Raw genomic sequence first — 23,316 nt, 5'->3', positions numbered from 1 at the left:
CGGACCAATACATTTCACTTGGTCTGGGGTAAACTAGCCGCTTTTTGAAGTGAGTACTGGCAAGTGAAGACACCGTGCGTGGCGAAGTGTAAAAATCAGGAAGGGATCTGCAGTGGTTGCCTGCGAACCATGAAAGAAATCGGCGAGTGGCGATTAATGAACGATGACGCGCACACCCAGACTATCGCCCAAATCCAGGGGGCTGAAACCACACATAGCTGTGAACGTTGTGGTCAACCGGCTTATTGCGCGATTGAGGATGGCAACAGCCAGTGCTGGTGCTTTGAACTGGCCAGACGCGATACCAGCAGCCTGCCTGAAGGTAAGTGTGTTTGCCGTGCTTGTCTCGCGAGTCTGCCATTGCTGTAAACGGTTAACTGCTACTATTAGAGTGACATTGCCGTACACCTGAGAGTGAAGCTCACATGAAAAAGTGGCTACTGTTTATGGTCTTATTGAGCCTTTTGGGTTGCAACCCTCCGCCAAAAGCAGGATTTACTGCCAGCGATTTGCAGCAAGACTGGGTATTATCCAAAATTGATGGCAGAGAGATCACTCAGATAGAAACGCGCACCCCCATCAGCCTGAGCCTGGACAGCCAGTTTAAAGCGACAGGATTCAGTGGCTGCAATCAGTTCATGGGCCTGGCGGAGCTTAAAAACGGTAACCAGTTCCGTATAACCTCACTCGTATCCACTAAGATGGCCTGTATCCAGAATGAGGTTGCCACAGTCGAGGCGGTTATCGTCAGCGCATTGCAGCAATGGAATACCACAGCACTTGAAAGCGATACCTTATCACTGACGACAGAGCAGCACGTACTGACCTTTGTTCCCAAAGACTTGTCCGTGCCGCTTGATTCCGCCACTCCCTGATTAGCCTGTTAAGCCCGCAACCTTGCCATGGTGGGCAAGATACGCAGAGGCTTTCTCGGGCGTCATATACTTACCTAAGGTCTTTTCCGGAACCTGGGTTAAATCCACGACGATCAATCCATCCAGCGCATCGTTGAACTCAGGGTCGACATTAAAGCACACCAGCTTACCGTTTAAACCCAGATACTGCCGCAATAATACCGGTACGCTTTTTCCTGCATCCATCCGTGAAATCACCCTGGAAAGCAGCTGGACATCCGCCAGTGCCGATAACATATCTGGCTGCCAGAACACCCGGTTATTGCTGGACAAGGGATGTGTCGGCGCTACTAAACGTGCGCTGCTTTCATCGGCATGATGCACAGACATGCAGGCGGCGAGCAACTGTCTGGCCTCATGGCTGTACTCATCACTGATGCTGACCGGGCCGAACAGATGCGTGTATTTCGGATGCCGGCACACAAATGCCGATATACCTTTCCACAGCAACAATAACGCACTCAGACTGCGCTGATACTCTTCTGCCACCACTGAGCGCCCCAGCTCAATAGAAGCGCCATACTGGCTGATAAAACGCTCGTCGTAACGGAACAGCGTACGGGAATAGAGGCCTTCCAGGCCGTGTTTGGCAATCAGTTCATCCGTCAGTCCCAACCGGTATGCGCCAACCATTTTTTCAGCCTGACGATCCCAAACAAACAGGTGCAGATAGCTCTCATCGAAGCTATCCAGATCGCTCGCTTTTCCTGTGCCTTCTCCCACCGCCCTGAAATTGATTTCGCGGATGCGCCCCAACTCTTGCAATATCGCCGGGATCTGACTGGCCCGGGCACAGTAAACATCAAACTCGCCGCTGCTCAGCATCCACTCGTCATCGCCGAGGCTAGCGATATCCTTTTTCAGTAAGGATAAGGGGACAGGCGCATCAATGGGCTCACCTGAAAAGGTCATTTTTGCCGTATCCGCAACAGAAGCGGGGGTACTTGATGGTATCAAACCGGCCTGACTGCCCAGCAAATAGGTATTGAATTTCAGATAATTGACTAAGTGCTGGTCGTCACTGATATTTTTCACTTCGCTGAACCGAATGCTGTCGCCGATTGCAATCGGAACCGGCGATTGCTGCTTATTCAGCATTTCTCTTCCCAGCATCAGGGTGCGCAGCATGGGATGAATTTTCCCCGCCATGTAGAAATGGCGGCTGTTGCGCCCGCCGATAAACACAGGCACAGTGGTGGCTTTATGTTTGTGAATTAAACGGCTGACCGATTTACTCCACTCTTTGTCGCGAAGCTGCCTTGATTGCCTGTCATAAGCCGACACTTCACCGGCCGGAAATACCAGCAGCAATCCCCCGTCGCTCAAATGGCGGTTGGCTTCGCGCAAGGCTTTCACATTGGCCCGAAGCGCGCTTTCCCCTTCGAATACATCAACACCAATGAACAGTGAGTCCAGTTCAGGGACCGTCTTGAGGTAATGGTTGGCCAGAATTTTTACGTCCGGCCGGATCCCTCGCAGTATCTGGGCCAGAATAATGCCCTCTGCGCAACCAAGAGGGTGATTCGCCACCACCACGACAGCGTCCTGCGCGGGGATATTCTGGTAACTCCCTTTTACAACATGAAAATCTATCCCCAGCACATCAAGGGAATAGCGAAGAAACGACTCGGTATCCTGTCCCACAGGTCTGTCAGCATAAAAGCGACTCAGCCTGTGCAACCCTGTCGCCCACTCAGTCAGTTTCTCACCGACCCCAAACGGGGTTTTCCGTGGCAAACGAAAAGGACTTACGGTTTCCATACTGTCTCCATCCGAAGTTGGTGTTCGGTACGAGTATGAAAAGAATGTGTGACTCAAACGTGTCAGTTCTGCGGCAAAATGATGAGAGAAATACGTCAGTTTGATGAACCGGCACCGGCTTCACAGGCTCTGAAGCAACAGGGCAAAAATCTGAACGAGCGACGTTCTTAACATTAAGCCAAAGCAGCGAGGGGAATAACGCTATCTTTCTCTGTATAACTCAAAAGATTATTTAACCCCCAAAGGACGGAGGTGGCTGGGAAAGAGGATGAGCGGTTGTGAAAAAACTCATGCTAATACTGGTACTTAACCTTGTGCCATTATTCATTCTGCTGTTGGCCTTCATGCCAGTACGCTGTTCAATCAGCATGACGGACTGGATCAACTGGCTGCATCATGCCCCGCAGGTTTCCCTTCACACCCTCTGCTATCCACCGCAACCCAGCAACAATAACGTTAACAGGTACTGACCCCCTCCTCTTTGCACAATTCTGAACTATTCTCTCAATAGGAATCGCAAAAATGTCCTACTGAGCGAAAGGCTGCACTCCCGGTGACACAGGCATTACTCAGCCACTACTCAGCGGTTACTTGCGCTGGGGTTCCTCGTTGAATAAAGGAAGGCATATTTGGATACTTTGCTTGGAAACATTGGCTACTTGTCAGCCGCAACCGGTTTTCTGTTCATTTTTTTGCTGTTGCTGACAACCAAAGAAAAAAGCATGCCCAAAAGGCTGTTACAGCTCACCTGCCTCCTTGGCGCAGCCTGGGCCATCACGTCATTTATCCAATATCGCTACCAGCTCTCTATTTTACCTGTGCTGCTGACTGAGAGTTTACTGACGCTGGGCTGGTGTCTGCTGGTATCCAGCAGTTTAACCAACACCGGGCAGGTGAAAGACATTCTCCGGGAGAAAGCCCCCCGCTGGCTTTGCCTGTTCATCGCCGCGACCATAGTGCTTGAGCTGGCACGCTTCATCTGGCCAGTATTCGGCCAGCGTACTTTCCTTTTTCTGCACTTATGTCAGGCAATCATAGGCCTGTGGTTTGTCGAACTGCGCTTTCGCCGGACCCATAAAGACGAACGCTGGGCTATCAAGCCTATCTGTCTGGGATTAGGAGTCTATTTCGCGTACCACTTTGCGCTTTATGCGGATGCCTTTCTCACCAATATTCTGGCTTCCGGCTTCTGGCTTGGCAGAGGCTGGATAGCCCTGATGTCGCTGCCTTTCATCCTGCTGACAGCCCGGCGCATCAAGCACTGGCAAAGCCGGGTGTACGTCTCGCGGGATATCATTTATCACAGTACGCTGTTACTCGTTGCAGCAGGGTATTTGCTGGTGATGGCGCTCGCGGGTTTTTATATCAAATCCATGGGTGAAAGCTGGAGCGATACCGTTCAGATCCTGTTTTTTGCGTTAAGCGCACTGGTGCTGGCCAGCCTCTTTCTCTCAGATACGTTTCGCAAAAACATCATGGTCTTTATCACCAAACATTTCTTTGCCAACAAATACGAATACCGTGAAGAATGGATGCGTTTTGCCACGGCGCTGGAACACCCGGAAGGCACACAATACGACACAGCACTGCGTGCCATGCTTCACCCTTTTGGCTGTCACAGCGGTGTACTGGCGACCAGAAACGGCCCGAACATGAAAGTGCGGGCCTGCCACAATATTGACAGCCAGCATCGGGATATTCAGCTGTTACTCAGCTCAGCAGCACTGCCGGCTATTGAACATCAGTGGATTGTTGACATAGACGCTGCCAGGCAAGACAAAGAGCCCGCACCTTTCCGGTTAGATGCCACCGCTCTTTCCACTGTAGCAGAGCTGTTTTATATCGTGCCCTTGTCGAGCAGCAGCGGAACCCTGGGCGTGTGCCTGCTTTCCAGACCCACGTCGACAGAAAAAGTGAACTGGGAAGACCGTGATTTAATGAAGGCGATCAGCCGTCAGCTTTCTGTCTATCTCACTGTTTTTGAAACCAATCAGAAACTTGCTGAGAGCCAGCAATTCGATACCTTCAACCGTATGTCTGCCTTTCTGGTACACGATCTGAAAAACGTGTTAGCGCAACTGCAGCTTCTCAGTAAAAATGCGACCAAACACCGGGATAACCCCGACTTTATCAGTGATGCCTTTGATACTGTCGATTCGGCCGCTCACCGGCTGACGAAAGTGCTGAACCAGCTCAATAATAAACGGGTTGAAAGTCAGTCTGAAGAAGAGATAGACATTGAAGATCTGATACGACAAGTCTGTGACACCCGTGCCGTCCGAGCGCCTGAACCACAATTTATTGAACAAACCAGCTTGCCGTTTACCCTGAAAACAGACAGAGAACGCTTCAGCAACATACTCTCTCATCTGGTTCAGAATGCACAGGAATCCACCAGTGAAAACGGTTTTGTGCATGTGTCGACGACACGCAAAGATCACTACTACCTGATCACCATCTCTGACAACGGCAGCGGCATGAGCAGCGATTTTATCGAGCACAGATTATTCAAGCCCTTTGATACCACCAAAGGCAACGCAGGCATGGGGATTGGTGCCTATGACGCAAAAAACCTGATTGAGCAATTAGGCGGATATATAGACGTGGAATCGGAACCGGACAAAGGGACGACCCTGTATATTCACCTGCCTGTCAGTGTGCCAGCCTAATCCTCCGGGACAAAGAATTTGCCAGAAAGGAAAGCGATATGGATACATTACTTGTCATTGAAGATGATCCAGGTATTCAAAAGCAGCTGAAATGGTGCTTCCCGCAGTACGAGGTCGTAATGGCCGCTGACCGAAAATCGGCCATTACTGCGTTGCGACGTTACGAGCCAAAAGTCATTACCTTAGACCTCGGACTCCCGCCAGATGAAGCCAATGCGTCAGAAGGGCTTATCATATTGCAGGAAATGCTGGCACTGGCACCTGACACTAAAATCATCGTCATTACCGGCAATGATGACAAAGCCAATGCACTGAAAGCCATTGAACTGGGCGCGCACGATTTTTATCACAAACCAATAGATGATGACATCCTGGCCGTGATTATCGACCGGGCATTTGTGGTGGCTAAACTGGAATCGGAAAACATCAATCTGCGCCAGTCTTCACTTGAAGCCAATGGGTTCATCGGAAACAGCCCGCAAATACAGCAAGTGTGCCGGATGATAGAGCGCATCGCGCCTACTGAGATCACCACCCTGATCCTTGGTGAAAGCGGCACAGGTAAAGAAGTGATCGCCCGCGCCATTCACACGAAAGGGCCAAGAGCGGATAAGCCTTTTATTGCCATAAACTGCGCCTCTATTCCGGAACATCTGCTTGAAAGTGAACTGTTCGGATTTGAAAAAGGTGCATTTACCGGCGCGCACAAAACCACGGCAGGCAAAATCGAATGTGCCGACGGCGGCACACTGTTCCTCGATGAAATTGGCGACATGCCCTATCCGCTGCAAGCCAAAATACTCCGCTTCCTGCAAGAGAAAGTGATTGAGCGTGTCGGTGGCCGTCAGGAAATTCCAGTGGATGTGAAAATCATCTGCGCCACCCACCAGAATCTCGAACAAATGATGACAGATAAAACGTTTCGGGAAGATCTGTTCTACCGCATCAGTGAAATTACCATTCAGAACCCGCCACTGCGCGATCGTGATCAGGACATTCTCATTCTGGCCCGCTATTTTTTGCAGCAGGCCAATCAGCAATCACCGCGAAAAATCAGCGGTTTCACCGACGACGCCATACGCGCAATGCTGCAGCACAACTGGCCCGGTAATATCCGCGAGTTGCAAAACAAGGTGAAATCGGCGGTGATCATGTCGGACAACAAATTCATCAGCTCGCTCGATTTGGCACTTCAGCCTACAGAAGATGACCTCGAACCCATGGCGTTAAATTTACGCCAGGTCAGAGAAGCGGCTGAAAAACAGGCAATAGCGAAAGCGCTGTCACTCAGTAACGGTAATATGTCTAACACCGCCAATATACTGGGGATTACGCGGCCAACACTGTACTCGCTGATGGATAAGTACACGGTGAAGAATGGGTGAATCGGTGTGATCGTATGTCTGGGTGTGATGGTGTGTCTGAGTGTGGTGGTATGTCGCGCTTGAGTCCGGTGATTCACTTGCCATTGTCTGACGCGCGCCAGTGACTCTTTGCTGGCACAAACAGTAACCAGAAATGCCTTTGTTTCTCTGGTGTTGCCCGGGCCGGTTGTAGGCGCTCCCTGCGCCGACAACCTAAAAATTCGTCCTGAATTTTTACCCTGGGGTTGTGTCATCAATGGACTTTATCAAACCGTCATTCCCGCGACAGGCGGGAATCCATAAAGCGAGTGCGTGTTTGGTGGCTGGGTGGGTATGTCGCGCATAGGGTTCTGTGGCTTATTTGGCATTGTCAGATGCGCGCCAGTTACTCTTTGCTGGCACAAACAGTAACCAGAAATGCCTTTGGGTTCTCTGGTGTTGTCCGGGGCGGTTGTAGGCGCTCCCGGCGCCGACAACCTAAAAATACATCCATGTACTTTTACCCTGGGATAGTGTCACCAATCTACATTTTCATGCCGTCATTTCCGCGACAGGCGGGAATCCATAAAGCGATTGCGATTTTTAAAACTGGGTAAGTATGTCGCGCATAGGGTTCTGTGGCTTATTTGGCATTGTCGGATGCGCGCCAGTTACTCTTTGCTGGCACAAACAGTAACCATAAATGCCTTTGAGTTCACTGGTGTTGTCCGGGTCGGTTGTAGGCGCTCCCAGCGCCGACAACCTAAAAATTCGTCCTGAATTTTTACCCTATAACTGTTGGTGGCAAGTAAATAGTAAATTCATTTATAGGCTCAATTAAGACACTGTACGGAGCATGTTGCTCCGATTCATGGACGATACCGAGCTCAGATAAAAGCTTAAATTTTGCTGACAGTAATTTAGCTGGTTTTACATTTAGCTCTTTATGCCACACCCGATAAGTGCCTAGTTTTTTGTCTCTTCGGTAATAAAACCCAGCCAAAGGATGCGTGAGATAAACTAATGCAGTCTCAGTATCTGGGAATCCCGTAAAGTCAAATGAATCAGATTCTGATTGGACTAAATCAACAGATGCTTCGGCCCAACTTGACTCCGTTTCCATATGGTATTTATCGTACAAACCAGTAACTTCATTTAAGGTACAATCGAAGCTAACTTTTCCCGCATGCCAGGGAAGATTCCATAAATATTTTGGTACAGTGAGTGTCCAAGAATCTAAAATTGTCCCCAGAAACCAAACGCAGCGTTCCCCCGTTTTGGTATCAATGATATATATTCGATAGTTTGTTTGCCCCATGGTAAATTTGGAGAACGGGAAAACGGCCGAAGTAAAATCAACATCAATAAATGGCACTACTGATATTAGCCCCACTTTTTTATCGTTAATTTCGACAGTATCCAACTTGAACCTTTCAGGAAAAAGTCCTTGAAACCGCTCAGTCGGAACAGCATAGGTAATAATCGCAAAATGCTTTAAGCCACAAAGTATATCTATACCCTTGGGCTTAGGTCTATCTGTTAGGTAGTCTTTTAGACTTCGCTTTTCTTGCATGGTACTTCCTTGAAATTTAAAGAATAAAACGACTCCCCCGCATCAAGCTTTGCCGCACTTGATGTCAGCAACAGTGCTAAATTACCGGAGATCACCATGTCACAATTTATCAATGGCGTTAATTTAGCCAAGCATAGCCTCAGTATCCACGGTGAGGATCACCAAGACAAGATGGAGATCCACATAATCACTTTAAAAGGGCATAAATTCAGGCGGATTGTATGTCGTGCATGAGTTCTATGTATCTCTCGGCATCGTGCGATGCGCGCCAGTTACTCTTTTCTGGCACAAACAATAACCAGAAATGCCTTTGTCTCTCTGATGTTGTCCGGGGCGGTTGTAGGCGCTCCCGGCGCCTACACCTAGAAATTTTTCCTGAATTTTTACCCTAATCTGTGAATACATTTTTTCTAACAATACATGCAAAACTAGTGGCATATCACTATACTTTTGCTTATGTTTGGTTTAGTTCTAGAGTTGAGTTATGGAATTTATTGCTTTCATATTTCTATTAGTATTTCTCATAGTCGTATTCCGAGTATTTTCCTTCAGGTCAAAATCTATTGACTGTTCCATAAATGCCCTGAAGAGAACTATAGACACACTTCCCGATGAGTCTACTCCATCAGGGAATGTCATGAAGGCTAAATTAGCAAGTAAATATTACGAGCTAAGCCACAGAGTTCAAAGTAATGATATTCGCGATTACGCCAAGAAAATGCTATCAATTGAAGCACCTCAACCAGAGCATATTGCGATGCTTCTCCTGATGGGCTTAATCCATGACTTTCAACAAGAGCAACATTCAACAAAGTTGCAAGCTTTTGGAGATATAGCTAAATGGTGCGAAGCTGCTCATGATCATTTGGCCACTCAAGAAAGAAATTAGTACGCTAGAAAATAACGCCAAATTAAGGTGTAAACAACGCTGGCACCTTAGCTAAACCATTGTGCTATAAACACTAAAAAATTACTTAAAGTGAGAGCACTGAGCGTTTTGAATCACTCTTAAATTTTGTAGTGGCATAGTTAATTTGGCCACTACAGGCCGGTGTGGCTGCGTTTGTTATGCATTTTATTTGAACGGAATATCGCCATAGGCCCAAATAACGGTACCAATTATACCTGCTGCTAATGCAAGCCACCGATACCAGATCTCTGTGTTTATGAACATGTGGCTATCTACAGCAGTAATACTCCACCTAGCTTCGTGAAAGCCGATATAGATTCCAGCTGCAGCCACCAACGCACCTGAGCGTTGAAACCAAAACATTTCACCGTCACTGGAGCCATCAATATAGAAAGAGGTGGCGGATACGATGGCCACCACTAAGGTTGGCAAAATCACGTGAACAAACTGCGACAACTCTGGCTCGTCGTTTCCTTTCAATGCTTCTCTCCATTTGCATAACGAATGACATGTACTCCCCTCATCAGGCTCTGCCACACTTGGTAAGTCTGACTACGAAATTACCGGAGGCCACCATGCCACCATCTGTCTATGGCATTGATTAAACCAAACACCGTTTCAGTATCCACGGTGAAGATCATCAAGGCAAGGTGTTGTTTCACAGAACCATTTTAAAAGGAAATCCATTCTTGTGGACGTATGTCGCGTTTGAATTCGGTGGTTTCTCAGCATCGTGGAATACGCGCCAGTTACTCTTTGCTGGCACAAACAGTAACCAGAAATGCCTTTGTTTCTCTGGTGTTGCCCGGGTCGGTTGTAGGCGCTCCCGGCGCCGACAACCTAAAAATACATCCATGTATTTTTACCCTGATCTGTGAATACATTTAAGTTTTTAAAACGTTAGTATAAGTCACACAACAAACGGAGGAACGCACTACAACCGACAGCAAAAATCATGTAACCAACTGAATTTATTCATCATCATAATGGCTTTTGGCTGTATTGCGCCTGATAAAAACTCCCCGCATCGCCGCCCTCCGGTGCTCAACCAAGCTATTTCCTTAATAATGCCGATTCGGGCTTGTCCAACATCCGGAAAAAGTGTCGACTGCGCAACACTTTTCCTTATTTTTTAGCTGCTTGTCTCTTCGGCCGAGATTGGAGTTGCTGTATTATCATGACTTCTAGTGGGCTGAATTGCATCACGATGAAAACCTTGAGCAGAAACAGCTAACACTGCCAAACCACTTACAAATATATAAATATCAATTCCTGAGATCATGTCTTTCGCTTCAGGAAAAAATACGCCAGCAATCAAAAATAAGCCACAAACAATACCACTAGCTTGAAATACTGTATTAATCATAACTGCATGATTAAATACAGTACCTGTTTTCCAACATCGCCATAAATACAATGCGACTAGCACTAAACCCAAAATTGCAGAGGGAATAAGCATTACCTTATCCACGATGACCTCCTTTGGGAGTGTTTTTATCTGATGATGAATCATTCTTTGATGCTTTTTTAGAGTCATTTACAGACTCGCCAAGAACAGCTCCCACTATCCCACCAATAATTGCACCAACGGGACCACCTAGAGATGCACCTAGAATAGCACCTCCTACAACTGATCCTGTTGTCCTAGTATTCTCGTCTTCTGTCCTTTTGTTCGCCATACGATCTCCATATTATGACATGGTACTTATTGAAGATAACGCCTCAATCAGACGACGCGTTAGCGGTCTACTGCATTGAATTGTTATCAATTTTTTCATCAAATACTAGCATTCGATTATTTAATTCCGTTGACTTGACTTTTGTAGATGCGTCTTCAGTATTGATTTTAGTGGGTGTTGAAACGTTATTAGAATTACCTAGCATCACTACGGCTAGACACAAGGCTAGAAATAGCAGAAGAAACCCATTACGAAGAGATTGATACGCAGATTCATTTCTTAATTGACGAATAATGTTCATTCGCTCTTGTGCATATAGTGCTTCAGCTAAATACGAATCACCAATTTTATTTTTACTCAGAAGATGATCAGTACCGTATCCATATGTCGCTAATGTTTTAATGGCGCCTAATGCTGTGATTCCTGCCGAAAGCATATAAAGAGATGATATCCCACAAAGAATTGATATATAAATTGAAAATGGGTTATTTGGTGAAAACTTGACAAATGAGCCACTAGCAGCAGCTAAAACAGTTAAACTAACACTTAATCCAAGCGTAAATTTAAATGTTTTTTCATCTATTTTTACTGCACGTTCATGCTCTTCTTTAATACGGATATTTAAGCTATCAGAACCTAATTCTTTATATCTTTCAGATTTACTAGCTGTCTCACTTCTATCATTGACTTTATTTGATATATTTTTTTTACTTTTCAAAAAAGTAAATATTGGAAAAACCTCTTCAAACACACGAAAAATAAAGTTCATTATTCCCCCGCAACCAACCACGACGCAATATCTACGTCGAATCTTCTCTCTGAATTCACAAGCCAACCCCACTCTCCAGTTGGATTAATTTCAACAAAACTAAATTCACCATTACTTAAAAGAAGATCAATTGCACCAAAGTTAAGCCCCAATCTCCTTAAGAGTTCAAAGCAGTGATTTTGAATATCCTTTGGCAGCTCAATTTCTGTATATTCAACTAAATCACGTTCAACTGTTCGCCAATCCTCATCAATACCACTCCCTTCAGAAGTTATTATTACAGACAATAATTTATCCCCGATAACGGTCACCCTTATATCTGTTTTTTCTGCTACGTATTCTTGTACTGTAAGCGGAGCTGAAAAAACATTTTGATCATTTAATTCAGAGGTTTCTTTTAATGTTGAATATGTAAAAAGGCAATCATTGGACTCTCGAAGCAATATCGTATCCAGAGATTTAACAATTATCTGTCGTTTAAATTGTTGGAATTTATCAGCATCATTACCAATTAATGTTACGGGTATTTTAAAACCAATTTCTTTGGCTACTACTAGCTGATATGCCTTCGTTTCAGCAAGGTATGTAGCTTCAGGACGATTCATCCAAGCTGCTTTTTCAAAAATCACTAAGCTTCTTAAAAAAGCCATCCATTGACTTCGAGATAACTGCTCATCTATAGTCAATGAGTTACTTGGTGTGTTTCTTAAAAAAATAGGCTGTCTGTAATAAATAGATTTAGTAGCTGAAGTGATCTTGTAGCTTTGACCATTAACCGTAACTTCTAATAATCTATTTTCTATATCTATGGTTGAACGGTAGGTTGTAAAATCCTCCTTGTTAAGTCGAAAATATTTAACCCCACGATTTTCTAACTCTTGTACTACAAGATCAGTTGAAAAGTCATAAATGCTTGATACTATCAGTACATCAACTATCATTCTCCTTTTTGATCCTCTCCTGTTTCCTGATCGCATTTTTTTGAAACTAATGCACCGTATTTTGATCCTGGTGATACAAGGGGTTCACTTCCTGATAGCCAATAACCTTTAGCACTATCAAAAACAGCCTCTTTTGGCATCTCAGGCGATGTTGAATAGGGCTTTCTTTTAGCTAACTCAATTAATATGTGTTGCGACATAAAACTTAACTCCATATTCTAATTGATAACATTTTATTCAACGACATCATGTCGTTTATCATACTTAAACTCCTTATGCTATCCAATTGATATTCTTTTTTGTATTTCATGACTTACCGCAAAAATCAGCGACATATAAACTAATGAGAAAAGCGACATCGGTCACTTACCTAGTACAAAGAAGCCATAGAATTGCACTTGCCGCATGGATTCCCGCCTGCGCGGGAATGACGGTAAAGCATTGAATTATAAGTAACCTCGCTGAGTTATCGGATGTATTTGTTAAAACAGAGAATGAGAAGCTTAATGCTTTCCTCTCCCCCAGGGAAAAATTCAGGACGAATTTTTAGGTTGTCGGCGTTGGGAACGCCTACAACCGACCCGGACCACACCAAAGAACAACAAGGCATTTCTGGGTACTCTTTTTGCCTCAAAAGAGTACCTGGCGCACATCAGACAATGTCAAATAAGCCACAGAACCCAATGCGCGACATACCCACCAAACCCAAATTACACAAGCTATTAGCGTGAGCAGATATTCTGGTAAACACCAGCCAAGGGGAAAAATTCAGGACGAATTTTTAGGTTGTCGGCGCCGGGAGCGCCTACAACCGCCCCGGACAACACCAAAGAACTCAAAGGCATTTCTGGGTACTCTTTTTGCCTCAAAAGAGTACCTGGCGCGCATCAGACAATGTCAAATGAGTCACAGAACCCAATGCGCGACATACCCACCCAGCCAGGGCGAGAGCATGAGTTAATAAATTGTAAAATCACTACTTAAATAGCATGTGTGGAGCTATAAGAAGAGTGATTTTTAGCCATCTACCACAGGTTCTAAACATATGAGTTGTTCAATAATTGTTCGGATGTTTCGAGAGAATTTATTAGTGAGCAAAAAGCGAGCATACGTGCTCTCACCCTGCCCACCCAGCCACCAAAAATGCACTTGCTAAAAGAGTTAGCAGATATGCTGTAAGGCACAACCCAGGGAAAAATTCAGGACGAATTTTTAGGTTGTCGGCGCCGGGAGCGCCTACAACCGACCCGAACCACACCAAAGAACATCAACGCATTTCTGGGTACTCTTTTTGCCTCAAAAGAGTACCTGGCGCGCATCAAGCAATGCCAAATGAGCCACGAAACTGAATGCGCGACATACCTCCGCAGCACCAGAATCCCCAACCACAAAAATGGCACCCGCTGAATGAAATCCCCCTAGTCAGAAGACTCCATCAATTTCCTCACCCAATACTTCTCCCTCAACCCTGGCGGATAATCTTCATTCAGAATCAGCTCATCATCAATACCTTCTTCGCCCGACTGTAGCAGCATTTTCCGCTTGTTGATCAACAGCTGATCCAGCTTGCGGATGGTGGCTATCTTACGTTCAATTACATTATCCAGCACTTTCTCAATATCATTGAGTGCCTGAAAGGCGTGGGTGGTTTCAGGCTGTCTGTCTGAATCAAAATGATTTTTATACTGCGTAGAATACCCGCGTGACGAGTCAGGCTGAATGGGCGGATGATCACCGTTCAAGTTGGCTGATGCTTTGCTTCTTGGTGCTTCTCCGGGTAATTCTTCACTCATCTCAGCGATAACATGTTCGACATTGACAGTATTGATGGCCGTCAGGCCTTCCATGCAGGCATAAAGAAAAATCCTGTCGGCAAGAATATTGATTTTTCTCGGTACGCCTTTGGTATATCGGGTAATGGCTTCAAACACGCCGTCACTCAGGGTTGGGTTTCCCCGCCAGTTGACGCACTGTAAGCGGTGCAGCATGTAGCTTTTCACCTGATCAGGCGTGAGTGGCTGTAAATGGCTGGAGGCAATAATACGTTGCCGTAGTTGTTCCATTTCAGGCAGCCGGATAATGCCTTTCAGTTCTTCCTGGCCTAACAGAAAGCTCTGTAATAACGGCTTGTCGTTGAACTGAAAATTAGACAACATTCTCAGCTCTTCGATTGTTTCTGGGGGCAGGTTCTGCGCCTCATCGACCAGCAGCACTGCGCGCCTGCCTTGCTGTCTCAACCCATAAAGGTGCTGTTCAAACCGCTTCAGTATGTCGGCTTTACTCAGCCCTTCCGTGGGGACGTTGAATTTAGCGGCAACCAATTTCACAAGTTCATCTGGAGAAAGCCGGGTGGTGGCAATTTGAACCGCAGTAACCGACTCATCCAGACTGGACATTAACCGATGAACAAGAATGGTTTTCCCTGTGCCTATCGGGCCTGAGACCACAATAAAGCCTTCTTCTAAAGACAGCCCGTATTGCAGATAAGACAGCGCTTTCTCATGATGAGGACTTGCAAAGAAAAAGCGTGGGTCAGGACTTAACTTAAACGGTTTATCCGTAAATCCAAAATGCGCTTCATACATAGCTAAAACTCCACCCTTACATCGATGAAAATCCGGGTTTCATCGTAATCATTTTCCGAGTCCGACGAGGAACGCGTGTAATATTCCACCCCAGTTTGAGTGAACAACTCAGGTCTGAAAAAATACGTCGTGTCCAGGCTGAACGAATGATAATCATCACTTTCATCACCGGTTGAAATATACGTAAAGTCATAACGCTCATAGGCATAGCCAATGTGGCCGGATAACACACGGGACAGCTGGTGATCCACATCCAACTCAACACCCCGGGAGTTGTCGTCTGTCAGATCAGACAACGACTCCAGCGTTTCCCTGTCTATCTGATAGAGAGAAAAGCTGTACAGTGTGCGACGAAGCGTCAGTTCAGACAGCCAGCGTGCTTCTTTTCTCAGATAGATTTCATCAATGCGCCCGCCATCGACAAATCTATCCCTTTCATAGCTGTCTGGTGATTCCGTGTAAGTCAGGGTATTGGTCCAACGCCGTGTGCGATTTCGGATTTCAGCGGCGTAACTGTCCCCTTTTATTCGTTTGTCGTACTCAAAATAAAAGCGCGTTTTGTCTGTTGGGTTAAGGTTGATCGCACCGGCCCAAAAATCACTGTTCACATCATCTTCTGAGAAGTTGTAACTCACTTCCCCGTAGGAATAGCGGTCTATAAAATAGCGCACACCCCCACCCCAGTTGAAAATTTCATTCTCTGAAGAATCTGTCACACCGTCGTAATTCTCATAATTCAGCCGCAAGAATGGTGAGAATCCGCTGATGGTCTGCAACCCTATGATTTCATTCAGCCGGGTAAATTCGGTAGAAATGCCATCGTCACGGCCTTTACGGTAGTCATAAAAAGCCCCTAGCCGCCAGAATGCATCCCGTACTGAACGGCCATTGGCGTAAATAATATTCCCGCCCCAGCCCGTGTAATTACCTATGTCGTCCTCATTATTGATGACGTTGGTATAAACTCTCGAACGCAAGTCCATGGAGCTCAACGGGTTGGTTTGGTAGCTCAGACCCACTTCAGCTTCATTGCTCTGAATCGTATCCCCGCTGATCACATCGGCATTCGCATCGGTGGCGATGTCGCTGGCAATGTTATCGATAGATGCACTGGCATCTACCTGGAACCCACTACGCCCCAGGCCTTTGTATGCAATAAAGTCTAAATCCTGATACAACTCATCGCTTTGTTCGCCCTCAGTGTAATACAGATACCTCAGTGCGTAATCCAGGCTGATTAATCCCCGGCTACCTTCTATGGTGCCTTCGATGCCGGCATCCAGCTCAGTAATGAAACTGCTTTGCGTATCGCTGGCGGTTCTGTCTACGTTGTCTGTAAAAGTAAATTCTGTTCCTGCGTATGGCGTTAACTTCACATCCGCCGCCTGACTGGGTTGCCCTAACAGTGAAAGGCTTCCCAGCAAATATAAACTAGGATTGATCCTCTGTAGCGCCATACTCATGTCCATGTCTGTATTGACCAAATACATTGCGCACGGCTTTGTTCATTACAAATCCGATTGCCATATCCTTATTCAGTTGAGACACCGCGACTTCTACATCGTCCAACCTTGAACTGTCCTGCTCCACCACCACTAGTGCCTGTCCCAATAACTTAGACAAGGTCATGGTTTCGACTATGCCAAGCAGTGGCGGGCAATCAAATATCACCATACGATCCGGATACCGATGCGCCAGTTCATTCATCAGTTTTTCCATTTTGTTACTGGCCAGTAACTCATTGCTCAGATGGTGCGGTTTGCCGGCAGGAATCAAGCGCAGATTGGGAATCGACGTGGGGTAAATAATTTCTGACAGGTGAGTAACGCTCCCTTGCAAGAAATCAATCAGTCCGGCCTGCGCCTGTATACCCAGCATGTCACTAACCCCTGGTTTCAGCACATTCGCATCAACCAGCAATACCGTTTTGTCTTTCTCGGATGCCATGCTCAGCGCCAGATTCACAGCCGTAAATGTTTTGCCTTCCCGCGGCGAGACACTGGTCACCATCAACAGATTGGCTCTTTGCTGAAACTGAGCCCCGCTGCCGAAAGCCGTGTGGAACAATTTCTGTTTAATGGCCCTGAACTCATTGGTGATGCCTGGATTGACCTGTTTATCCGTATGCGAAACCATGCCTAAATCTCTGAGCCGTTCGCTATCTATCTCTATGGTTGCCGGCCGCCGCCAGGCTTGCGGAAATCCGTCTGACATCACAGACTGATGAACGGGTTTAAAGAAAGCTTCCTGTTCAACGTTCTGACTCAGGCTCTGAATGTTGGCGGAGTCGGTTTCATGAACCAAGTCCTGAATGACTGACTGACCAGACAGCAGCTCTGAACTCTGAGGTATGTCATTATCTGATGACGACTTCACCGTTTTTTTGCTCAGACTGGCCGACTTTTTCTCCATCGCCTTTTGAATAATACTCATATCCAACCCATCTCCTGCATGATTAGCGTATGAATTGAAGTCACGACATTCAACGCCATGAAACCCAGGAAACACACGACAAGTGCGGTACTCACCCAGACAAAACGCCATTTTTCTTTACGTGCAACAGCGGCAAGGCCGGATTGCTCTGTCGGTGAAACACCGCCCAGCACGGGTAATCCTGTCAGCTGATACAATTGGTTGGCAGAGGTAGCAACCGGATAGAGCTGGCTGGTCAGGAAAGCCAGTGCAACCCCCACCCCCAAACCTGCAATCAGTACCAGGACCAAAAACAATGGACGAATTGGCCCGGATGGCTTCAGCGGGGCTCGCGGAGGATCGACAACCCTGAAAGTAATATCATCCGAAGCCGCGCCCACTTTCTGGGATATCAGCGCAGATTCACGGCGAGATAGCAGCTCTTCAAATTTGTTTTTGGTAATGTCGTAACTCCGGGTTAACCCTGTAAGTTGCGCCTCTACATCTGGCATCCGCACAAGTTTGTCTTGCAAGAACAGTGCTTTATCCGTTTGTGCTTTTTCGCGAACCTGCAACGAGGCAACTTCGTTCTCTAACTGACTGATCAGCAATTTCAGATTCTGAAAAAACTCAGTGCTTCTGAAATCACTGTTGCCATCATCCGTCGACAGCGCCAGCCATTCACGCTTTTGCCGTTCCAGTTCAGCGATCTGACGCTTGGTTTCTTTCACATCCGGATGTTTGTCAGTAAAGCGGAATAACAGGCCGTCCAGCCTGACCTGAAGCGCATCCAGTCTGTCATCATATTCGGTGCGTATTGCCCCCTGATTTTTGGCCGCCAGTGCCATTTCCTCGTTCAGCTTGCGCTTGGCCGTTTCCAGTTGCGTCCGGCTTTCCTGCAGCTCAAGCTGGGTGTCTTCAATATCGCCATTCACTGCATCCAGCTGGCCTCTGAAACCCATTTCGGAACTGGGTAAGTAGCCGGCATGCTCGCGTTTGAATTCAGCCAGCTTTAGCTCAGCATCTGCCAGCCGCTTTTCATAGTCAGATAACTGACGCGCAATGAACGCACTGGCTTTATCTGTATCCTGCCGGTTTTTACCTAAGGTATTTTCAACAAATACATCCAAAGCCGACTGCACGACATTTTTGACATAAACCGGATCGGTACCGCTGTAGCTGATACTGAACAGGTTTTCTCTGCCTGCGGATTTGATCTCAATGTTTTCCTTCAATTCAGCAAGAATATCTTCATATTCCTCATTGGTGGTGGCTTTTAGATCTGCATCGGTATAGCGGGCAATGGTTTCCAGATTCTGCCGGCTCAGCAGGGTTTTCACCATCAGACTCAATTCCTGATTCGAATCATTCGGTATCGCCAGGCCTTTCAGCAAAGGTTGCAGTATCGACCGTGTGTCCGCATACACTCTGGCTTCAACTGTGTATTGGTTTGGCCAGATTGTGACCACAGCCCACCCAAGGGGGCAGATTACCCAGGTGGCTATGATGATCCACTTGCGGCGTAGCCACACACTGTGCAGATACTCAATCAGGTTCTGAAATTGTTCCTGCATGTAACCTCCAATTAGAACCAGGCTTCCGGAATAATAATGATGTCACCAGGGAGTATGTCGACGTTGTCCCCAATCTCGCCATCACGCAGCAGATTTCCCAGATTCAGTCCATAGGCCCTTTGCTGGCCATTAACCACGCGGATCAAACGAGCATCATTGCCGTCTGCGAAATCCGTTAGTCCGCCAACGGCAACCATCACATCCAGTAACGTCATGTTTTCCCGGTAGTTAATGGCCATGGGTTGTTGGGCTTCCCCAATTACCCGCACCTGTTCACTGTAAGGCCCGACAAACCCTTGTACGATCACGCTGACAATGGGATCCCGGACATATTCCGCCAAGCGGGCCTCAATACTGCCAGCCAGCTCAGTCGGCGTACGCCCCGATGCAGGAATATCGTCCACCAGAGATGTTGTTAACATGCCGTCCGGACGGACAATATAAGCACCGGATATTTCAGGATTTCCCCAGACAAAAATGTTGAGGGTATCTCCTGGGCCTATCAGGTATTTGTATTGATTGATATTTTTTGTCAAAGAAGGCTGAGGGGTAGCCTTGGGTAAAGAGGGCAACGAATTTGACGTACAGCCAGTCACTAGCACCATAGCGGCAGCCGTCAAACAGGTTAACTTCAATAGGTGACCACTTCTTGTCATATCAGCATCCATCCTGCGTATAAGTCCGTGTCTCACATACCTTTTCCAAGGTTCAGAAGCGTCCAACTAAGTTGCAATTACTGCAGGCAAAAACGTCATTGAACTAATTTAACTATATATGATTTTTTTATTTTGCAGATTTTTTATGCTTGCCGATACTCAATACAGGAAGGGGCACTTTATTTATTTACACCTGGGACAAGGGTGATTATGACTTACTCAAGATTTCACGATTTAAATTTAAGCAACGCTGTGCTTATTTTTGCAGATATATTAATGCTTTCGGGCACTTTTGCAGGGACTCAGCTATTTCTTTTTTATTTCAATCCGGAGTATTTATCGCATCCAGGGATCATAATAAATGTACTTAATCTCATTTATTATACACTTCCTATTCAATTGGCTCTGCTAGCTGTTGGGCTTTACAATGAAAAACTCAGAGAGTCATATAGCGGCATCACAGTCAGAATATTGGTAGCCATTAGTTTGGCGTACATGCTGTCCACCAGCCTGTACCTGATCACTCCCCAGCCTTTTCCAGCCGGTTTTACCCGTGAGTGGATGTATGGCAGTGCGCTAGTGGGCCTGATGATAGTACGCTTTATTGCTATCCGTTCCCGCTATCAGATGCTTGGCAGGCTCAAAGTGCTCATCCTGGGTGCAGGAGAACGGGCCAGCCTTATCAATCGTTGCATGAGACGACAATCTGACCGGGTTCATGTCGAATTAACAGGTTATGTGCCTATGCCTGGCGATAATCGCGAAAAATCAAATGTAGCACCCGTTCTTGATATTTCGGACTCGCTGGAAGCCTTCGTGCAATCCAACCATATCAAAGAAATCATTATTGCAGCTGATGAGCGCCGGGGTAACCTGCCCACCGACAGTCTTTTCCTGTGCAAAATGGAAGGGGTGCAAGTCATAGATATCATTGATTTTATTGAGCGGGAAACCGGGCAAGTCGCCGTCAGCCATATTCATCCGTCCTGGGTGATCTTCAACCCTCATGCAACCGGCAACAAGATTGGGCGAAGTCTGTACTGGCTGTTTAATTGTGCCATTGCCATGCTGCTGTTACTGATCACCTGGCCCATACTGATTGCCATCGTCGTGATGATCAAATGGGAAGACGGTTTCCGCGCCCCGGTACTTTATTCTCAAGAGCGAGTCGGGCTGAAAGGGAAGCGCTTCTCAATCTACAAATTTCGCAGCATGAAAATTGACGCCGAGTCGCAAGGTGAACAAATGGCCAGCCGTCAGGATCCCCGCATCACGCGAGTTGGCAATGTTATCAGGAAATACCGGCTGGATGAGCTTCCTCAGTTGATCAACATTCTTAAAGGCGATATGAACTTTGTTGGCCCTCGTCCTGAACGTCCGAGTTTCTCCAGCCAATTTGAACGGCAAATTCCCTATTATAATCATCGCTTATATGTAAAACCCGGGTTAACAGGCTGGGCCCAGTTAAAATACCCCTATGGTGATAATATCGAAGATACCATTGAGAAGCTTAAGTTCGATCTCTATTACATAAAACATAAAAGCGTAATACTCGATATATTGATACTGATCAGAACCTCTGAAATAGTTCTGTTTGGTAAGGGGCGATGACATGAAAGAAACTCACTCTCCTGTTCGCCGTTCATTCGTCAATGCAATGACTGTTGATGTCGAAGATTATTTTCATGTTTCTGCCTTTTCATCCATTATTAAGCAAGAACAATGGGGGAAATCTTATCCATTGCGTGTAGACTACAACACCAGAAAAATAATGGATGTTTTCGCTGAACATGATGTTAAAGCGACCTTTTTTATACTCGGCTGGGTGGCTGACGCCTGCCCTTCCCTGATAAAAGCCATTGCAGATCAAGGTCATGAGCTGGCATGCCATGGTTATCATCATGTAAAGGCAAACCAGCAAACTGAGAAGGAATTTTTCCAGGATGTCAGCCGCAGTAAGTTTTTGATAGAAGACCTCTCCGGTAAATATATCAATGGTTACCGAGCGCCCAGCTTTTCAATTGACGACACTAATCTGTGGGCATTCGATATTCTTCATCGCCTTGGTTTTACTTTCAGCAGCAGCACATACCCTGTCAGGCACGATCATTATGGCAACCCTGACTGGCCACGCTTTCTTCATCAGCGAAATGAAGGTTTGGTTGAAATACCCATTCCAACCTATCAGGCATTCGGCACCAACCTGCCAATCGGTGGCGGTGGTTATTTCCGGCTGTATCCTTATGCAATCAGTAAACACCTTATCCGGCGTTTTACTGAACAATACCAGCAACCGTTCTGTTTTTATTTTCATCCTTGGGAAATTGATGCGCAGCAGCCCCGAATGACTCAGGCATCATTCAAATCGCGCTTCCGGCATTATCTCAACCTTGAACAAATGACAACACGGCTTCACCATTTGCTGCAGGATTTTCAGTGGAGCACTGTCAGCCAGGCCTATCAACTGAATGGACATGACGATGAAACAGGAATTGACGATCCGCAAGCTGAACCGGAACGACTACATAGCCTGGGACCACTACGTTGATGCGCACCAGGACGGCAGCTTTTTTCATTTAACCGGCTGGCTGGATGTCATCAAAGAAGTGTTCGGTCATCAACCGCACTATTTGCTGGCACAACAACACGAAAAGTTGGTTGGGGTGTTGCCGTTATTCGAGCAGAAAAGCGCTCTGTTTGGTCATGCGCTGATTTCAACCCCTTTCTGTGTTTATGGCGGCGTGTTATCGGATGATGAAAATATCAGATACCAATTAGAAACGGCGGCCTTCGAGCTGGGTTGCTCACTTGAGGTTGATTATATTGAGTTGCGGGATCGCGATGAAAAACCTTGTGATACAACTTGGTTTCGTCATTGCCACCATGCCACTTTCAGGAACACGCTGGCCGACAACCCGGAGGCCATTCTCTCTGGCATCAAGCGCAAACAAAGGGCTGTTATCCGCCATGCGATAAACAACAAACTGAGCTGGGACGACAAAGATAACCCGGACTTATGTTTTGATCTTTACGCAGAGAGTGTCAGAAACCTCGGTACGCCTGTGTTTCATCCCGCGCTGTTTAACAAGCTGCAGCACACCTTCGGCCAGCGCTGTAACACGCTGGTTATCCGTGATGCTGACGGGCTTCCTGTTTCCGGGGTGCTGAGTTTTTACTATAAAAACCAGGTACTTCCCTACTATGGCGGCGGAACGCAGGCCGCAAGAGAATTAAAAAGTAACGACTTTATGTACTACCAGCTGATGCTGCTTGCCCGATCTAAAGGGGCTGAAGTGTTTGACTTTGGCAGAAGTAAAATTGACTCAGGCGCCTACCACTATAAAAAGCACTGGGGCATGGAAGAGCAGCCGCTGCACTACCGTATCGCGCTGGTGAAAGCAAAGCGGCCCCCCAATCTGTCGCCCAGTAACCCGAAATATCGTTATTTCATAAAAGCCTGGCAGAGTATGCCTGTTGGCATCAGCAAGCTTATCGGACCGCGTATCTCGAAGTACCTTGGCTAAGCGACA

The 23,316-nt window shown here is 46.5% G+C and carries 21 protein-coding genes; 8 read left to right on the top strand and 13 right to left on the bottom strand.

Annotated elements, in window-relative coordinates; genetic code table 11:
- Positions 1-63: 63 nt before the first annotated feature.
- Positions 64-369 carry a cysteine-rich CWC family protein gene (locus Q4491_RS08720; RefSeq protein ID WP_192016880.1) on the top strand — a complete coding sequence of 102 codons (306 nt, stop codon included), beginning with the start codon at positions 64-66 and terminating at the stop codon, positions 367-369.
- A gap of 56 nt (positions 370-425) precedes the next feature.
- Complete coding sequence (locus tag Q4491_RS08715; protein WP_303456560.1) at positions 426-875, top strand: META domain-containing protein; 450 nt, start codon at positions 426-428, stop codon at positions 873-875.
- Here the strand turns inward: Q4491_RS08715 and Q4491_RS08710 are convergent, their stop codons facing one another.
- Entirely contained in the window at positions 876-2,675 is a 1,800-nt protein-coding gene (locus Q4491_RS08710; protein WP_303456557.1) for a lysophospholipid acyltransferase family protein, read from the bottom strand.
- Between the two features lie 629 nt (positions 2,676-3,304).
- Between Q4491_RS08710 and prsK the strand changes: the two genes are divergently transcribed.
- Together prsK and prsR are read left to right on the top strand one after the other, a co-directional pair.
- Positions 3,305-5,344 (top strand): XrtA/PEP-CTERM system histidine kinase PrsK, encoded by a 2,040-nt coding sequence (gene prsK / locus Q4491_RS08705; RefSeq protein ID WP_303456554.1) that lies wholly within the window; start codon positions 3,305-3,307, stop codon positions 5,342-5,344.
- A gap of 38 nt (positions 5,345-5,382) precedes the next feature.
- Entirely contained in the window at positions 5,383-6,729 is a 1,347-nt protein-coding gene (gene prsR / locus Q4491_RS08700) for a PEP-CTERM-box response regulator transcription factor (RefSeq protein ID WP_192016877.1), read from the top strand.
- Between the two features lie 742 nt (positions 6,730-7,471).
- On the opposite strand, the gene Q4491_RS08695 is transcribed toward prsR, so the two are convergent.
- The gene (locus Q4491_RS08695) at positions 7,472-8,260 is read right to left on the bottom strand and encodes a DUF2071 domain-containing protein (protein WP_303456549.1); all 789 of its coding nucleotides are present in this window, start codon (positions 8,258-8,260) and stop codon (positions 7,472-7,474) included.
- Positions 8,261-8,897: 637 nt separating this feature from the next.
- On the opposite strand from Q4491_RS08695, the gene Q4491_RS08690 reads away from it, so the two are divergent.
- Positions 8,898-9,149: a hypothetical protein gene (locus Q4491_RS08690; protein WP_303456546.1), complete on the top strand. Its 252-nt coding sequence runs from the start codon at positions 8,898-8,900 to the stop codon at positions 9,147-9,149.
- Positions 9,150-9,335: 186 nt separating this feature from the next.
- On the opposite strand, the gene Q4491_RS08685 is transcribed toward Q4491_RS08690, so the two are convergent.
- The 11 genes from Q4491_RS08685 to Q4491_RS08635 form a co-directional block, all read right to left on the bottom strand.
- Positions 9,336-9,650, bottom strand: coding sequence for a hypothetical protein (locus Q4491_RS08685; RefSeq protein WP_303456543.1), 315 nt, complete (start codon positions 9,648-9,650; stop codon positions 9,336-9,338).
- Positions 9,651-10,302: 652 nt separating this feature from the next.
- The gene (locus tag Q4491_RS08680; protein ID WP_303456540.1) at positions 10,303-10,641 is read right to left on the bottom strand and encodes a threonyl-tRNA synthetase; all 339 of its coding nucleotides are present in this window, start codon (positions 10,639-10,641) and stop codon (positions 10,303-10,305) included.
- Positions 10,634-10,849 carry a hypothetical protein gene (locus Q4491_RS08675; protein WP_303456538.1) on the bottom strand — a complete coding sequence of 72 codons (216 nt, stop codon included), beginning with the start codon at positions 10,847-10,849 and terminating at the stop codon, positions 10,634-10,636. The genes Q4491_RS08680 and Q4491_RS08675 overlap by 8 nt, the downstream gene beginning before the upstream one ends.
- A gap of 67 nt (positions 10,850-10,916) precedes the next feature.
- The gene (locus Q4491_RS08670) at positions 10,917-11,618 is read right to left on the bottom strand and encodes a hypothetical protein (RefSeq protein WP_303456535.1); all 702 of its coding nucleotides are present in this window, start codon (positions 11,616-11,618) and stop codon (positions 10,917-10,919) included.
- Positions 11,618-12,559, bottom strand: a complete 942-nt coding sequence (locus Q4491_RS08665) for a hypothetical protein (RefSeq protein ID WP_303456533.1) — start codon at positions 12,557-12,559, stop codon at positions 11,618-11,620. The genes Q4491_RS08670 and Q4491_RS08665 overlap by 1 nt, the downstream gene beginning before the upstream one ends.
- Positions 12,556-12,759: a hypothetical protein gene (locus Q4491_RS08660; RefSeq protein ID WP_303456530.1), complete on the bottom strand. Its 204-nt coding sequence runs from the start codon at positions 12,757-12,759 to the stop codon at positions 12,556-12,558. Before Q4491_RS08660 ends, Q4491_RS08665 begins: the two co-directional genes overlap by 4 nt.
- 1,218 nt (positions 12,760-13,977) lie before the next feature.
- The gene (locus Q4491_RS08655; protein WP_218385418.1) at positions 13,978-15,144 is read right to left on the bottom strand and encodes an XrtA/PEP-CTERM system-associated ATPase; all 1,167 of its coding nucleotides are present in this window, start codon (positions 15,142-15,144) and stop codon (positions 13,978-13,980) included.
- Positions 15,145-15,146: 2 nt separating this feature from the next.
- A complete protein-coding gene (locus Q4491_RS08650; RefSeq protein ID WP_303456527.1) occupies positions 15,147-16,520 on the bottom strand; it encodes a TIGR03016 family PEP-CTERM system-associated outer membrane protein in 1,374 nt (457 codons plus the stop codon).
- A gap of 55 nt (positions 16,521-16,575) precedes the next feature.
- On the bottom strand, positions 16,576-17,577 hold the full coding sequence (locus Q4491_RS08645; RefSeq protein WP_303456524.1) for an XrtA-associated tyrosine autokinase: 1,002 nt from the start codon (positions 17,575-17,577) through the stop codon (positions 16,576-16,578).
- On the bottom strand, positions 17,574-19,130 hold the full coding sequence (locus Q4491_RS08640) for an XrtA system polysaccharide chain length determinant (protein ID WP_192016868.1): 1,557 nt from the start codon (positions 19,128-19,130) through the stop codon (positions 17,574-17,576). The genes Q4491_RS08645 and Q4491_RS08640 overlap by 4 nt, the downstream gene beginning before the upstream one ends.
- Positions 19,131-19,141: 11 nt before the next feature.
- Positions 19,142-19,786 carry an XrtA/PEP-CTERM system exopolysaccharide export protein gene (locus Q4491_RS08635; protein ID WP_218385412.1) on the bottom strand — a complete coding sequence of 215 codons (645 nt, stop codon included), beginning with the start codon at positions 19,784-19,786 and terminating at the stop codon, positions 19,142-19,144.
- Between the two features lie 210 nt (positions 19,787-19,996).
- Here Q4491_RS08635 and Q4491_RS08630 point away from each other — a divergent pair, with 210 nt between their 5' ends.
- Genes Q4491_RS08630 through Q4491_RS08620 form a run of 3 tightly spaced genes read left to right on the top strand, consistent with a single transcriptional unit; the run spans position 19,997 to position 23,310 of the window.
- Positions 19,997-21,397 (top strand): TIGR03013 family XrtA/PEP-CTERM system glycosyltransferase, encoded by a 1,401-nt coding sequence (locus Q4491_RS08630; RefSeq protein ID WP_303456520.1) that lies wholly within the window; start codon positions 19,997-19,999, stop codon positions 21,395-21,397.
- Between the two features lies 1 nt (position 21,398).
- On the top strand, positions 21,399-22,334 hold the full coding sequence (locus tag Q4491_RS08625) for an XrtA system polysaccharide deacetylase (RefSeq protein WP_303456517.1): 936 nt from the start codon (positions 21,399-21,401) through the stop codon (positions 22,332-22,334).
- On the top strand, positions 22,267-23,310 hold the full coding sequence (locus Q4491_RS08620) for a FemAB family XrtA/PEP-CTERM system-associated protein (protein ID WP_303456512.1): 1,044 nt from the start codon (positions 22,267-22,269) through the stop codon (positions 23,308-23,310). Before Q4491_RS08625 ends, Q4491_RS08620 begins: the two co-directional genes overlap by 68 nt.
- Positions 23,311-23,316: the final 6 nt, after the last annotated feature.

The sequence above is a fragment of the Photobacterium sp. 2_MG-2023 genome (genome assembly GCF_030547675.1).
Taxonomy (GTDB): domain Bacteria; phylum Pseudomonadota; class Gammaproteobacteria; order Enterobacterales; family Vibrionaceae; genus Photobacterium; species Photobacterium arenosum.
The sequence above is the reverse complement of the archived record's forward strand: the minus strand, read 5'-3'. Positions and strand labels throughout refer to the sequence as shown.